This is a genomic window from Streptomyces sp. NPDC048612, from assembly GCF_043199295.1.
Classification (GTDB): domain Bacteria; phylum Actinomycetota; class Actinomycetes; order Streptomycetales; family Streptomycetaceae; genus Streptomyces.
On sequence record NZ_JBICVV010000016.1, the window covers coordinates 157074 to 170783 of the forward strand.

A 13710-nucleotide genomic window follows, 5' to 3' on the forward strand; every position below is an offset into this window, starting at 1 on the left:
CTGCCCCGCGAACAGCCCACCAGGCCCCCCCCCCCCCCCGCCGGGGGGCGCCCCGCGGGGCGCCCGCCCCCCCCCCCCCCCCGCCGCTGTTGTTGCGGGGGAGGACCGGGGCTCAGAAGACCGACTCGGCCTCGTCCATCCGCCAGTCCGGCACCGTCTTGAGCGTAGTGACCGCCTCGGCCAGCGGGACCATCGTGATGTCGGTGCCGCGCAGCGCGGTCATCCTGCCGAAGTCGCCACGGTGGGCGGCCTCGACGGCGTGCCAGCCGAAGCGGGTGGCGAGCACCCGGTCGTAGGCGGTGGGGGTACCGCCGCGCTGGACATGGCCGAGAATGACCGGCCGGGCCTCCTTGCCGAGGCGCCTCTCCAGCTCGATGGCGAGGTGGTTGCCGATACCGGAGAACCTCTCGTGGCCGAACTGGTCGATCGCGCCCTTCTCGTAGTCCATGGTCTCGGCGGCGGGGTGGGCGCCCTCCGCGACACAGACGACCGCGAACTTCTTGCCCCGGGCGAACCGCTCCTCGACCATCGTGACCAGGTCGTCGACGTCGAAGGGGCGCTCGGGCAGACAGATGCCGTGCGCGCCGCCGGCCATGCCGGACTCCAGCGCGATCCAGCCCGCGTGCCGTCCCATCACCTCGACGACCATGACCCGCTGGTGCGACTCCGCGGTGGTCTTGAGGCGGTCGATCGCCTCCGTCGCGACGCCCACGGCGGTGTCGAAGCCGAAGGTGCGGTCGGTGGAGGAGATGTCGTTGTCGATGGTCTTGGGGACGCCGACGACCGGCATCCCGGCGTCCGCCAGCATCCGCGCCGCGGTGAGGGTGCCCTCGCCGCCGATCGGGATCAGGACGTCGATGCCGTAGTCCTTGGAGAGGTCCCTGGACTTCTCACAGGCCTCGCGGAGCCGGTTGCGCTCCAGCCGGGACGAGCCCAGGATGGTCCCGCCGCGGGCCAGGATGCCGCTGACCGCGTCGAGGTCGAGCTTGCGGAAGCGCCCTTCGAGCAGGCCCTTGAAGCCGTCCTCGAAACCTATGACCTCGTCGTCGTGCCCCGTGAGGGCACGGTGGACAACAGACCGGATCACAGCGTTGAGGCCGGGACAGTCGCCGCCTGCGGTGAGGACTCCGATACGCATCGTGCTGTGTCTCCTGTGCTCGCGGTTGGTTCGTGTGAGCCGGTCCGATTGTTTCACGCGCCGGCCGGCCCTCCCCGCACACAGACCTCCCCCCTACTGTCCCCGCACCGGCTCCACAGGGGAAACTGGGAGAGCGGCTTATCGAGCGCCGCAGGTATTGTCAAGAGGGGCAAGCCCACAATAACGGCTGAATTTGACCTTGCGACCAAACGGAATGGATCGGAGAGCACGCGTGACGCGCAGCGTGTACGTGACCGGCATCGACCGAGGCGACGGCCGTCAGGTCGTCGAGCTGGGAGTGATGGAACTCCTCACCCGCCATGTCGACCGGGTCGGGGTGTTCCGCCCGCTGATGCACGACGACGGACCCGACCGGCTCTTCGACCTGCTGCGGGCCCGTTACCGTCTCACCCAGTCCGCCGACACCGTGTACGGCATCGGCTACGACGAGGCCGCCGCACTCCAGGCCGAGCGCGGCACCGACGAGCTGGTCTCCCGGCTCGTCGACCGCTTTCACGCGGTGGCCAGGGACTACGACTACGTCCTGGTCCTCGGCTCGGACTACGCCGACACCAACCTCCCCGACGAACTGAGCCTCAACGCCCGGCTGGCCAACGAGTTCGGCGCCTCGCTGATCGCCGTCGTCGGCGGCCAGGGCCAGGAGGCCGAGTCGATACGCGCCGAGGCCCGTAACGCCTACCGCGCCTTCCACTCGCTGGGCTGCGACGTCGTGGCGATGGTCGTCAACCGGGTCGCCGCCGGACACCGCGAGGCCGTCGTCGACCGGCTCTCCGCCCGGCTCCCGGTGCCCTGCTACGCGCTCCCCGAGGACGGCTCGCTCTCCGCGCCGACCGTCGGCCAGATCGTGCACACCCTCGGCGCCGAGGTGCTGCTCGGCGACGACTCCGGGCTCGCCCGGGACGCCCGGAACTTCGTCTTCGGCGGCGCCATGCTGCCGACCTTCCTCAAGGCGCTCACGCCCGGCTGCCTCGTGGTGACCCCCGGGGACCGGGCGGACCTGGTCATCGGCTCGCTCGCGGCGCACAGCGCCGGCGCCCCGCCGATCGCCGGGGTGCTGCTCACCCTCGACGAGCGGCCCGGCCCCGACATCATGGCGCTGGCCGCCCGGCTCGCCCCCGGCACCCCGGTCGTCTCCGTGCCCGGCGGCTCCTTCCCGACCGCGGCCGAGCTGTTCGCGATCGAGGGCAAGCTGAACGCCGCCTCCCCGCGCAAGGCGGAGACCGCGCTCGGCCTCTTCGAGCGGCATGTGGACACCGTGGAGCTGACCAACCGGATCTCCGTCGCCCGCTCCGGCCGGGTCACGCCGATGATGTTCGAGCACGAGCTGATCGAGCGCTCCCGGGCCGGCCGCCGCCGGGTCGTCCTCCCCGAGGGGGACGAGGAGCGGGTGCTGCGCGCCGCCGATGTGCTGCTGCGCCGCGACGTCTGCGACCTGACGCTGCTGGGCGCCGAGGAGCCGATCCTCAAGCGCGCCGCCGACCTCGCCATCGACCTGACCGGCGCCCAGATCATCGACCCGCAGACCTCCGAGCTGCGCGAGCGGTTCGCCGAGCGGTACGCGGAGCTGCGTGCCCACAAGGGCGTCAGCGTCGAGCTGGCCTACGACGTGGTCGCGGACGTCTCCTACTTCGGCACGCTGATGGTCCAGGAGGGCCTGGCCGACGGCATGGTCTCCGGTGCGGTGCACTCCACCGCCGCCACCATCCGCCCCGCCTTCGAGGTCATCAAGACCAAGCCGGGCGCCCAGATCGTGTCCTCGGTGTTCTTCATGTGCCTGGCCGACCGGGTGCTGGTCTACGGGGACTGCGCGGTCAACCCGGACCCGGACGCCGAGCAGCTGGCGGACATCGCCATCCAGTCGGCCACCACCGCCGCCCAGTTCGGCGTCGAGCCGCGGATCGCGATGCTGTCGTACTCCACCGGCACCTCCGGCTCCGGCGCGGACGTCGACAAGGTGCGCAAGGCCACCGAGATCGTCCGCGAGCTGCGGCCCGACCTGCTGGTCGAGGGCCCGATCCAGTACGACGCCGCGGTGGACGCGGCGGTCGCGCAGACCAAGCTGCCGGAGTCCGACGTCGCGGGCAAGGCCACCGTGCTGATCTTCCCGGACCTGAACACCGGCAACAACACCTACAAGGCCGTGCAGCGCTCGGCCGGTGCGGTCGCCGTCGGCCCGGTCCTCCAGGGTCTGCGCAAGCCGGTCAACGACCTCTCACGCGGCGCCCTGGTGCAGGACATCGTCAACACCGTGGCCATCACCGCCATCCAGGCCCAGGGCGCCCGGCCCGGCGCGGCCCACACCGGCTGACCCCGCTCCCCCCCGTCTCCCCCACCCCACGGAAAGCGCTACATGACTGCCACCGCCACCCGCGTCCTCGTCCTCAACTCCGGCTCCTCCTCGGTGAAGTACCAGCTGCTCGACATGACCGACGGCAGCCGTCTCGCCGTCGGCCTCGTCGAGCGGATCGGCGAGGACACCTCGCTCCTGTCCCACACCCCGCTGGCCACCGGGGGCGACAAGCGCGAGACCGAAGGCCCGATAGCCGACCACGAGGCCGCGCTGAAGGCCGTCGCCGCGGAGCTGTCCGCCGACGGTCTCGGCCTCGACTCCCCGCAACTGGCCGCGATCGGGCACCGGGTGGTGCACGGCGGGCTGAAGTTCACCGCGCCGACCGTGATCGACGACGCGGTGCTCCAGGAGATCGAGCGGCTGGTGCCGGTCGCCCCGCTGCACAACCCGGCCAACCTCACCGGCATCCGGACCGCCCAGGCGCTGCGCCCCGACCTGCCGCAGGTCGCGGTCTTCGACACCGCCTTCCACACCACGATGCCGGAGCACGCGGCCCGCTACGCCATCGACGTGGAGACCGCCGACGCCCACCGCATCCGCCGCTACGGCTTCCACGGCACCTCGCACGCCTACGTCTCCCGCAAGACCGCCGAGCTGCTGGGCAAGGCGCCGGAGGACGTCAATGTGATCGTGCTGCACCTGGGCAACGGCGCCTCCGCCTCGGCAGTGGCCGGCGGCCGCTGTGTGGACACCTCGATGGGCCTGACACCGCTGGAGGGCCTGGTCATGGGCACCCGCTCCGGTGACATCGACCCGGCGGTGACCTTCCACCTCAAGCGGGTCGCGGGGATGTCCGAGGACGACGTCGATGTGCTGCTCAACAAGAAGAGTGGCCTGATCGGCCTGTGCGGCGACAACGACATGCGGGAGATCCGGCGCCGGATCGACGAGGGCGACGAGCGCGCCGGGCTGGCCTTCGACATCTACATCCACCGGCTGAAGAAGTACATCGGCGCCTACACCGCGGTCCTCGGCCGGGTCGACGCGGTGGCGTTCACCGCCGGCGTCGGGGAGAACGCCGCCCCGGTGCGCGCGGCCGCCGTCGCCGGCCTGGAGGAGATGGGTCTGGCCGTGGACGCCGATCTCAACGCCGTACGGTCCGGCGAGCCCCGGCTGATCTCGCCCGAGTACGCCCGGGTCGCGGTCGCCGTCGTCCCGACCGACGAGGAACTGGAGATCGCCCAGCAGACATACGCCCTGGTCAGCGCGTAGGACTCGGTGTTTCCACCGACCGATATATTCCGCCGCTAAACAAACCGATAGGATTCCGCCCATGCGCCGTTCCAAAATCGTCTGCACCCTGGGCCCCGCCGTCGACTCCTTCGAGCAGCTGAAGACGCTGATCGAGGCCGGTATGAACGTGGCCCGCTTCAACATGAGCCACGGGACCCAGCCGGAGCACGAGGAGCGGTACCACCGCCTCCGCAAGGCCTCCGAGGAGACCGGCCGCGCCGTCGGTGTGCTGGCCGACCTCCAGGGCCCCAAGATCCGGCTGGAGACCTTCGCCGACGGCCCGGTGGAGCTGGTGCGCGGCGACGAGTTCGTCATCACCACCGAGGACGTGCCCGGCGACCGGACCATCTGCGGAACGACCTACAAGGGCCTGCCCGGCGACGTGTCCAAGGGCGACCCGGTCCTGATCAACGACGGCAATGTCGCGCTCCAGGTCACCGAGGTCGACGGCCCGCGGGTGCGGACCATCGTCATCGAGGGCGGGGTCATCTCCGACCACAAGGGCATCAACCTGCCCGGCGCCGCGGTGAACGTCCCCGCGCTGTCCGGGAAGGACATCGAGGACCTGAAGTTCGCCCTGCGGATGGGCTGCGACATGGTCGCGCTGTCCTTCGTGCGGGACGCCAAGGACGTCCAGGACGTGCACCGCGTCATGGACGAGGTGGGCCGCCGGGTCCCGGTCATCGCCAAGGTCGAGAAGCCGCAGGCGGTCGCCAACATGGAGGAGGTCGTGCTGGCCTTCGACGCGGTGATGGTGGCCCGTGGCGACCTGGCGGTGGAGTACCCGCTGGAGAAGGTCCCGATGGTGCAGAAGCGGCTCATCGAGCTGTGCCGCCGCAACGCCAAGCCGGTGATCGTCGCGACCCAGATGATGGAGTCGATGATCACCAACTCCCGCCCGACCCGCGCCGAGGCCTCCGACGTCGCCAACGCCATCCTCGACGGCGCCGACGCGGTCATGCTCTCCGCGGAGTCGTCGGTGGGCCAGTACCCGATCGAGACCGTCAAGACGATGTCGAAGATCGTCGAGGCGGCCGAGGAGGAGCTGCTCTCCAAGGGCCTGCAGCCGCTGGTGCCCGGCAAGAAGCCGCGGACGCAGGGCGGCGCGGTGGCCCGTGCGGCCTGCGAGATGGCCGACTTCCTGGACGGCAAGGCGCTGGTGGCCTTCACCAAGTCCGGTGACACCGCCCGCCGGCTCTCCCGCTACCGCGCGGCCCAGCCGGTCCTGGCCTTCACCACCGAGGCGTCCACCCGCAACCAGCTCACCCTGAGCTGGGGCGTCGACGCCTTCATCGTGCCGCACGCCGACAACACCGACGCGATGGTCGACCTGGTGGACGCCGAGCTGCTCAAGCTCCAGCGCTACAGCAAGGGCGACACCATGCTGATCACCGCCGGTTCGCCCCCCGGCGTCCCCGGCACCACCAACATGGTCCGGGTGCACCACCTCGGCGGCGAGCAGGTCTGACGCACCGGCGCACGAAAAGGCGGTGGGCCACCCCTGGAGGGGGGTGGCCCACCGCCTTTTGCGGCTCCCGGACGGGCCGGTGGCCCGGGGCGTTCCTCAGCTCATGAACTGGTGCAGCCCCGGGACGTGGAGGTTGCCGCCGAACTGGCCCGCCTGCTCGATCTTCACCTTGGTGAAGTACGCGAACGGGACGTTGAGCGGCGGCGGGTGCTCGGGGTCGAAGACGATCGGGATCAGCCCGAAGAGGTTGCCCTGGAGCCGCTCGGTGTACATCGTCACCTTGCCGCCGCGGATCGTGGACGTGGACCCCTGGGACGCCTGTACGTGGTACTTCTTGCCGGACGCCCGGTCGTCGACGGTCTGATGCAGATCGCCGATGTCGACGCTGTCGGCGGTGAACTTCAGGGCCTGCTTGGTGTGGCCGTTCTGGGTCTTGACGTTGACGACGCCCTCGTAGTTCAGACCGCGCAGGGTGAGCGCGCTGGACTCCAGGTGCCAGGGGTCGTCGGGCAGGGTGACGGGCGTCTGCTCGTCCTCGCCCTTCTGCTTGTTCTCGACGACGCAGGGGTACGCCTTCTTGCCGTCGGCGTCCTTGCCGTCGAGGCCGCCGCCGGGCAGGGCGTTGTCCGCCGCGCCCACCGCGCCGTGGACGGTGTCCTTGACCGTCTTCGACCCGTCCTTGAGGCCGTCGACGGTGTCCGTGACCGGCTTCGTGGCCTTGCCGGCCGCGGAGCCGGCGTCCTTCGACGCGGACGGCGACGGGCTCGGGGAGGCCGTTTCGGACGCGGAGGGGCTCGGCGAGGCGGCCGCCTCCTCCTCGTCCTCGTCGTCCCCGCCCAGGAGGCCGCCGAGCGCATCACCGATGCCGCCCAGCAGGCCCCCGTCGTCCTTCTCGTCCTCGGATTCCGACGGCGACGGGCTCGGGGAGTCCGCGGGCTCGTCGGTCTTCGAGGAGCCGGACGGCTCGGGCGCAGGCTCCGCGTCCTTGCCGGCCGACGGGGAGGGCAAGGGCTTCTGGGACGGCTCGGTGTCGTCCTTGGAGTCCTTCGCACCGTCCTTGGAAGCGCCGTCCTTCTGCTCCACCTTGTCCGGAGCAGTGACGCACGGGCCGTCCTTGAAGGGGCTCTTGGGGGGCGCGGGCTTGGCTATCGCCATCTGGGGCGTGAGCCCCATCCCCATGAGAACGGCGGACGGCATGGCGGCGATGGCTATCGCCTTGCCCGCGGGCACATGGAACCGCGTCAGCAGCGGCTTCCTCGGCGCCGCGTGTCTCGGCCCGTTTCTCGCCCCGGCAGCTGCGTTCTCCTCGTGCAGCTCGTCACCCGGCACGGTGCCTCCTGTTGGTTCCGTTGGTCGGGCTCGTTCCTGACAGATCGTCCAGTCCCTTGCCCAACCCGGGACCCGCGGCAGGCGCCGGGTGGGTGGCGACCACCGGTCCGGCGACCGTGGTGCGGTCCGGCTCGGTGTCGTCCCCGCCCTGTGTGGCCCTGCCCGGCGCCCAGGAGACACCGAGCGCACCGCCGATCAGCCCCAGGAGGAAGCCGATCAGGAAGGCGCCGAAGTTCGAGACGACCAGGGAGACCAGGGAGAGCAGAATCGCCGCGACACCCGCGAAGACACGCGAGGCAGGCTGGAACCACATGGTCAGACCGAGCACGACCAGCAGTACGCCGATGATCAGCGAGCCGGCGCCGGCGGTGGTCGCCATGCGGACGGTCAGGGAACCGATCGTGAGATTCGCGTAAGGGATGTACATGATCGGGATGCCGGCCAGCAGAGTCAGCATTCCGCCCCAGAACGGGCGGTGTCCGCGCCACTCCCGGAACGAAATCCGCTTCCGGCCGATGGTCTCGATCAGCCGTGGTCGCGTTTCGGCGCTCATGTCGTACAGCTCCTCGGGACTGGCAAATCGGTGGTTCTGTGCTGAGTGTCCTACTAGCGCTACCCGCGTACGGGCACGGGGAACGGCATCGGCCGTGACAGCCCGCCCCGCGCCCGCACGCTCAGTGCGTCAGTAGCACTCGCTCTTGCCCTTGGCGACGCTCATCTTGAGGCCGCTGAGCTTGAACGTGCCGGCCGTCGTGGCCCAGGCCGTCTGCTTGACGTGGGTCAGCGTGGCCGAGTCGGCCTGCTGGGCGAACGAGCCGGGGTCGGCCTTGTCGCCCTTGTGCATACCCGGGCCCTTGGTCGTCGAGCCCGCAGCAACACCGATGTCGATGTTGTTGAAGGTCGCGTCCGCGGACAGCTGATCGAGGTCGATGTAGAGGTTCTTCGCCTCGACGGGCGTGTCACCGCCACCGGCCGACAGCTTCATCGACACATCGCCGAAGACCGGGACCGGAACGACTACCGACTGGCACAGGTTCTTGATCTTGGCGTTCGAGAACCCCGAGACCGCCACCGGGACCTGCTTGCCGCCCTTCTGGGCGTCAATGGCTCCGTACTGAACAAATCCGGTGCCGTCCAGCCGGTCGGTAGCGACCTTGAACTGCTGTCCGGACACGCTGAACGATGCCGCGAGCGCACCCTGCGAGAGGGCGACGCCGATCGCGGCGGTCGCCGCGACGCTCGGCACCATGACGACGGCGAACCGCTTCCATCTGGTCCCGCCACGAGCCAGGGACTCCATGACTTTCCTCCTTCTCGGACGTACATCTCCGGTACCTGCCCCCCGAGTTGGGACAGCGGTACCTGGGATGGGAGAAGTGCTACGTCCTCGGGAAGGAGAGCGCCTGATCTCGGAGGCACATCGTGTTCCGAACACCGGCGATCACCCCCGAGCGACAACCACTGGCCACGCTCTCGCGCAACCTCCTCGGACAGGCTCTGCCGGGTGGGGCAGAGACCCCCCTGTCCATGGCCGGCGCCACTGCCGCCGGCCACTCGGTGGGGACCCAAGTGCCCCGCGACACCGACCGGATGCCGGGCGGGGGGAATGGACCGAGCGTGGCCGATCGTGGTCCATTCCCGGCCGTCGCACAAGGGGCTCGTTACTTGCGGGTAACGGCCCGATAAACACGCCGCGACCCGGAGAGATCGACTGGGCACACACCGTCGCTGCTAACAGCGAAGGGACATGAGGCAATTGCGGACACACTGCCGCAAGAGGGTCGCCAGGACTTACTTGAAGTAACAGCGGCCACGTTTACCAAGTTTTGGTAAAACGTGGCCGCTGCTTCGTTTGTTTGGTCAACCCGCGGTGGCCGTACTGGTCAGAAGCGGGCGAGTGTGCGGACAGCGGGTCAGAACAGCACCCGGGCCAGCGCCGTACGGGCCGCCGTCACCCGCGGATCGTCCGCGCCGATGACCTCGAACAGCTCCAGCAGACGCACTCGCGCGGCCTCCCGGTCGTCCCCCGCGGTCCGCTTCACCGCGTCGACCAGCCGCCCGAAGGCGTCCTCGACATGACCGCCGACCAGGTCGAGGTCCGCGGCCCGGATCTGCGCCTGGGCGTCGGCCGGGTTCTCCGCGGCCTCCTTGCGCACCGCCTGCGGGTCGAGATCCTGTACCCGGTGCAGGAGTTCGGCCTGCGCCAGACCGAGCTTGGCCTCCGGGTTGGCCGGGTCGTCGGAGAGCACGTTCTTGTAGGCCTGGATGGCACCGCCCAGGTCGCCGGAGTCCAGCGCCTGGTTCGCGGCCTCCAGCACGGCGTCGTACGGACCGGCCGGCACCGGGACCTCCTCCGCCGCCTGCTCGTCCGCCTGCGGCTCGGCCGGCGCCCCCACGATGCCGAACTGCTGCTCGGCGGCCCGCACCAGCTCGTCGAGCACCTGGCGGATCTGCGACTCGGGAGCCGCACCCTGGAACAGCGGGATCGGCTGACCCGCGACGACCGCGAAGACCGCCGGGATGCCCTGCACCCCGAACTGCTGGAACAGCGCCTGGTTGGTGTCAACGTCGATCTTGGCCAGCACGAACTTGCCGGCGTACTCCCCCGCGAGCCGCTCCAGCAGCGGACCGAGCTGCTTGCACGGCTCGCACCACTCGGCCCAGAAGTCGATGACGACCGGGACCTCGGTCGAGCGCTGCAGGACGTCCTGCTGGAACCCCGCCTCGTCGACGTCGAACACCAGGCGGGCACCGCTCGTCGGCGCCCGGCCCGTACGGGCGGCCTCGGCGCGTGCCTGCTCCGCCTTCTGCTTCGCTTCCCCGGCCGCCTTCACCGCTGCGAGGTCGACGACTCCACTCATGGACATATTGCGTGGCTGCATGGGTCCATCCTCCCCCCTGGGCGGCCCGTTCCGAAAAGCGATCCGGAAAGCGGGGCGATCGGCGATCTGATCGGTGCTGCGGTCGGTCGTGCGGTCGGCGGCACGGAAGGCCGCTCCGGCGCGGGCGCCGGGCCTTTCACCGGGCCCGCGTCCCGTCCGCACACCCCGCCGGCATGCCGGTGTACGTACGGGAATCACAGCCCGTGCGGCCCCCGGAAGGGCCGTCGTGCGGTCCCGAGGAGGACCGTCCTGCGCGGCCGTGGGTCCCCACCCACAGCCCGTGGTTATCGCTCTTTCGCTACGACCCGTAGCGTAACTCCCCGGCACCCCCGCACAACCACCAGTTCCGGCCCCGCGCCGAGTGATCTCCCTCACGGCGTACACCGGCCGCCCCCGTACTGCCCGGTATGGTCGCCCGCATGCACCACTCCGCCAGCCCGCGCAAGGGCCGCACGGGCCGCCCCCGCAGCGCCGAGACCGACCGGGCGATCCTCGACGCGACCCGTGCCGCGCTCGTCGACCTGGGCTGGGGGCGGCTGACCATGAGCGATGTGGCGGCCCGCGCCGGGGTGGCCAAAACGACGCTCTACCGCCGCTGGGCCAACAAGAACGAGCTCGTCGTGGATGCCGTGGCGGTCCTCTTCGACGAGCTCGAACTCCCCGACCGGGGCTCCCTGCGGGCCGACATCGAGGGCGTGGTGCTGCAGTTCGGCGCGCTGCTGGCCCGGCCGGAGACCAAGACGGCGCTGATGGCCGTGGTCGCCGAGTCCACCACCGACGAGGCGCTGCGCGAGCGCATCCGGTCGGCGATCGTCGACCGCCAGAAGCGGCTGGTGCTGCTCGGCCGCTCGCGCGCCCAGGCCCGCGGCGAACTGCCCCCCGACGGCCCCGGCGAGGACGGCGAGCAGGCCGCCACCCGCAACATGGACCTGATCTTCGACGTGATCGCCGGTGCGATCGTGCACCGCACCCTGGTCAGCGGCGAGCCCGTGGACGCCGCGTGGGGACACGACTTCACGGCGCTCTTCCTCACCGGCCTGGCCGGCCTGGGCACACAGGACTGAGGCCGGGCGCCGCGCCGCGGTGCGGCGGCGGACACCCGGCCCCGGTGCCGGTCAGACCTGGTAGCGGTCCGCCGCGAAGAGGTGCAGGTGCTCCGCCACCCACTCCGACGTCCGCTTCAGGCCCTGCTCCAGCGAGACCTCCGGCCGCCACGAAGCCCACTCGCGGGCCCGGGAGTTGTCCGACAGCAGCCGCTCGACCTCACTGCCGGCCGGCCGCAGCCGGGCGGTGTCCACCACGACCTCGGCCTCCCGGCCGGACGCCGCGATCAGCGCCTCGGCGAGGGCGCCGATCGCGATCTCCCGGCCGGTGCCGAGATTGACGACCTCGCCCAGCGCCCGGTCGCAGTCGGCCAGCGCCAGGAACCCGGCCGCGGTGTCCGTGACGTAGGTGAAGTCGCGGGTCGGGGTGAGCGAGCCGAGCTTGATCTGCCGGGCGCCGGAGTGGAGTTGGGCCAGGATCGTGGGGATCACCGCACGCGCCGACTGCCGCGGCCCGTAGGTGTTGAACGGCCGCACCACGGTCACCGGCAGCCCGAAGGCGTGCCGGTGGGACAGCGCCATCATGTCCGCGCCGATCTTCGAGGCGGAGTACGGCGACTGCGGCTGCAGCGGGTGGTCCTCGGTGATCGGCGCGGTCAGCGCCGTCCCGTAGACCTCGCTGGTGGACGTGTGCACCAGCCGGCGCACGTCATGGCGGCGGCAGGCCTCCGCGATGTTCTCCGTCCCCACCACGTTCGTCTGCACGTAGGCGCCCGGTGAGTCGTAGCTGTACGGAATCCCGATCAGCGCGGCGAGATGGAAGACGGTGTCGCAGCCCGCGACGGCGTCCATCACCCGGCCCGCGTCCCGGACATCACCCGCGATCATCTCGACCGGACCGCCCGGCACGAGATACCGCGCCAGATTTCCCTTTTCGGCGTACGGCTTGTAATGGACGAACGCCCGGACCTCGGCGCCGGCTTCCACCAGCAGGTCGACCAGAGTTGAGCCGATGAACCCCTCGGCCCCGGTGACCAGGACCTTGCGGCCGGTCCACTGCTGCGTGCTGCTGTTCATGCTGTCTCCTTCATCCTGAGGTGGTGGGCGAGGGGGTGGCCGGCCAGGGCCAGCACCCTGGCGGCCAGCAGGTCGGCGGCGCGGGCATGGGTGCCGGGGTCGGCGGCGGCGCCCATCGCGGCGAGCCGGCGGGGGTCGTCGAGCAGCGGGGTGACCAGGGAGTCCAGCCGCTCGGCCGAGGTCTCCGGGTCGGGCAGCAGCAGCGCGGCCCCGGTGTCGGAGAGCACCCGTGCGTTATGGGTCTGGTGGTCGCCCGGCGCGTGCGGATACGGCACGAGGACGGCCGGCATCCCGATCGTGGCCAGCTCCGCCACGGTGGCCGAACCGGCCCGGCACACCACGAGATCGGCGGCGGCGTAGGCCAGGTCCATCCGGTCGAGGTAGGGCACGGCCTCGGCGACCGCCGCCCCGCCGTTAGCCGCCAGCTTCGCCCGGGTCTCCTCCAGGGCCGCGGGCCCGGTCTTGATCAGCAGCCGGAGGTCCGGCCGCGACCGGTAGCGGCCGGCCAGCCCCACCGCCGCCTCGGTCAGCCGGGCCGCGCCCAGGCTGCCGCCGTTGACCAGCAGCAGCCGCGCGCCGTCCGGCACCCCCAGCTCCCGGCGGGCGGCGGGGCGCAGCCGGGTGCGGTCCAGTTCGGCCAGCGGGCCGACCAGGGGCATCCCCACGGTCTCGGCCCGGTCGCCGCCGGCCAGATGCTCCCGGCTGCGGTCGAAGGCGAGGGTGAGGTGCGGGGTGAGCCGGGCCGCGAACTTGTTGGCCCGGCCGGGCACCGCGTTGGACTCGTGGATCACGCTCGGCAGCCCGGCCAGCCGCGCCCCGACGATCACCGGGGCGCTCGGATAGCCGCCCATACCGACCGCGACCTGGGCTTTCTGTTCCTTGAGGAGCGCCCGGCACTGGCCGCCCGAGCGCAGCAGCGCGGCCGGCAGCAGATAGCGTCGGGCGCCCAGTGCGGGATCGAAGGGGATCATGTCAACCGTGTGCAGCCGGTATCCGGCCTGCGGGATCAGCCGCGTCTCCAGTCCGCGTTCGGTCCCGACGAAGGAGATGGCCGCGTCGGGCACGGCCCGGCGGAGCGCGTCGGCGAGCGCGAGTCCGGGATAGATGTGGCCGCCGGTGCCGCCCGCACCGATCACGACAGAGAGTGGTGTGCGCATGGCCGCCACGCT

11 protein-coding genes are annotated in these 13710 nt (G+C 71.1%); 4 read left to right on the forward strand and 7 right to left on the reverse strand.

Annotation, left to right across the window (positions count from 1 at the left end):
- Positions 1–112: 112 nt before the first annotated feature.
- On the reverse strand, positions 113–1138 hold the full coding sequence (locus ACGFN2_RS23700; RefSeq protein ID WP_362610984.1) for an ATP-dependent 6-phosphofructokinase: 1026 nt from the start codon (positions 1136–1138) through the stop codon (positions 113–115).
- A 232-nt stretch (positions 1139–1370) separates the two neighbouring features.
- Here ACGFN2_RS23700 and pta point away from each other — a divergent pair, with 232 nt between their 5' ends.
- The 3 genes from pta to pyk all read left to right on the forward strand — a co-directional run bounded on the left by pta (position 1371) and on the right by pyk (position 6210).
- Entirely contained in the window at positions 1371–3467 is a 2097-nt protein-coding gene (gene pta, locus ACGFN2_RS23705; protein ID WP_362610986.1) for a phosphate acetyltransferase, read from the forward strand.
- 42 nt (positions 3468–3509) lie between these two features.
- A complete protein-coding gene (locus ACGFN2_RS23710) occupies positions 3510–4721 on the forward strand; it encodes an acetate kinase (RefSeq protein WP_362610989.1) in 1212 nt (403 codons plus the stop codon).
- A 61-nt stretch (positions 4722–4782) separates the two neighbouring features.
- The gene (pyk, locus tag ACGFN2_RS23715) at positions 4783–6210 is read left to right on the forward strand and encodes a pyruvate kinase (RefSeq protein ID WP_362610991.1); all 1428 of its coding nucleotides are present in this window, start codon (positions 4783–4785) and stop codon (positions 6208–6210) included.
- Between the two features lie 96 nt (positions 6211–6306).
- On the opposite strand, the gene ACGFN2_RS23720 is transcribed toward pyk, so the two are convergent.
- The 4 genes from ACGFN2_RS23720 to ACGFN2_RS23735 all read right to left on the reverse strand — a co-directional run bounded on the left by ACGFN2_RS23720 (position 6307) and on the right by ACGFN2_RS23735 (position 10421).
- Positions 6307–7539 carry a hypothetical protein gene (locus ACGFN2_RS23720; RefSeq protein WP_393363557.1) on the reverse strand — a complete coding sequence of 411 codons (1233 nt, stop codon included), beginning with the start codon at positions 7537–7539 and terminating at the stop codon, positions 6307–6309.
- On the reverse strand, positions 7529–8092 hold the full coding sequence (locus tag ACGFN2_RS23725; protein WP_362610996.1) for a DUF6114 domain-containing protein: 564 nt from the start codon (positions 8090–8092) through the stop codon (positions 7529–7531). The genes ACGFN2_RS23720 and ACGFN2_RS23725 overlap by 11 nt, the downstream gene beginning before the upstream one ends.
- Before the next feature lie 129 nt (positions 8093–8221).
- Entirely contained in the window at positions 8222–8839 is a 618-nt protein-coding gene (locus ACGFN2_RS23730) for a DUF6230 family protein (protein WP_006603038.1), read from the reverse strand.
- A 613-nt stretch (positions 8840–9452) separates the two neighbouring features.
- Positions 9453–10421, reverse strand: a complete 969-nt coding sequence (locus ACGFN2_RS23735) for a tetratricopeptide repeat protein (RefSeq protein ID WP_362610998.1) — start codon at positions 10419–10421, stop codon at positions 9453–9455.
- 419 nt (positions 10422–10840) lie between these two features.
- On the opposite strand from ACGFN2_RS23735, the gene ACGFN2_RS23740 reads away from it, so the two are divergent.
- Positions 10841–11485, forward strand: coding sequence for a TetR/AcrR family transcriptional regulator (locus ACGFN2_RS23740; protein ID WP_362611000.1), 645 nt, complete (start codon positions 10841–10843; stop codon positions 11483–11485).
- A 51-nt stretch (positions 11486–11536) separates the two neighbouring features.
- Here the strand turns inward: ACGFN2_RS23740 and ACGFN2_RS23745 are convergent, their stop codons facing one another.
- Both ACGFN2_RS23745 and ACGFN2_RS23750 read right to left on the reverse strand, forming a co-directional pair.
- Positions 11537–12541, reverse strand: a complete 1005-nt coding sequence (locus ACGFN2_RS23745) for a GDP-mannose 4,6-dehydratase (protein WP_393363562.1) — start codon at positions 12539–12541, stop codon at positions 11537–11539.
- On the reverse strand, positions 12538–13698 hold the full coding sequence (locus tag ACGFN2_RS23750; protein WP_362611006.1) for a UDP-N-acetylglucosamine--N-acetylmuramyl-(pentapeptide) pyrophosphoryl-undecaprenol N-acetylglucosamine transferase: 1161 nt from the start codon (positions 13696–13698) through the stop codon (positions 12538–12540). Before ACGFN2_RS23750 ends, ACGFN2_RS23745 begins: the two co-directional genes overlap by 4 nt.
- Positions 13699–13710 lie beyond the last annotated feature (12 nt).

Coding starts and splice junctions, on each gene's coding strand:
- ACGFN2_RS23700 (WP_362610984.1), bottom strand. CDS start 1,138: ATGCGTATCGGAGTCCTCACCGCAGGCGGCGACTGTCCCGGCCTCAAC.
- ACGFN2_RS23710 (WP_362610989.1), top strand. CDS start 3,510: ATGACTGCCACCGCCACCCGCGTCCTCGTCCTCAACTCCGGCTCCTCC.
- pyk (WP_362610991.1), top strand. CDS start 4,783: ATGCGCCGTTCCAAAATCGTCTGCACCCTGGGCCCCGCCGTCGACTCC.
- ACGFN2_RS23725 (WP_362610996.1), bottom strand. CDS start 8,092: ATGAGCGCCGAAACGCGACCACGGCTGATCGAGACCATCGGCCGGAAG.
- ACGFN2_RS23730 (WP_006603038.1), bottom strand. CDS start 8,839: ATGGAGTCCCTGGCTCGTGGCGGGACCAGATGGAAGCGGTTCGCCGTC.
- ACGFN2_RS23735 (WP_362610998.1), bottom strand. CDS start 10,421: ATGCAGCCACGCAATATGTCCATGAGTGGAGTCGTCGACCTCGCAGCG.
- ACGFN2_RS23740 (WP_362611000.1), top strand. CDS start 10,841: ATGCACCACTCCGCCAGCCCGCGCAAGGGCCGCACGGGCCGCCCCCGC.
- ACGFN2_RS23745 (WP_393363562.1), bottom strand. CDS start 12,541: ATGAACAGCAGCACGCAGCAGTGGACCGGCCGCAAGGTCCTGGTCACC.
- ACGFN2_RS23750 (WP_362611006.1), bottom strand. CDS start 13,698: ATGCGCACACCACTCTCTGTCGTGATCGGTGCGGGCGGCACCGGCGGC.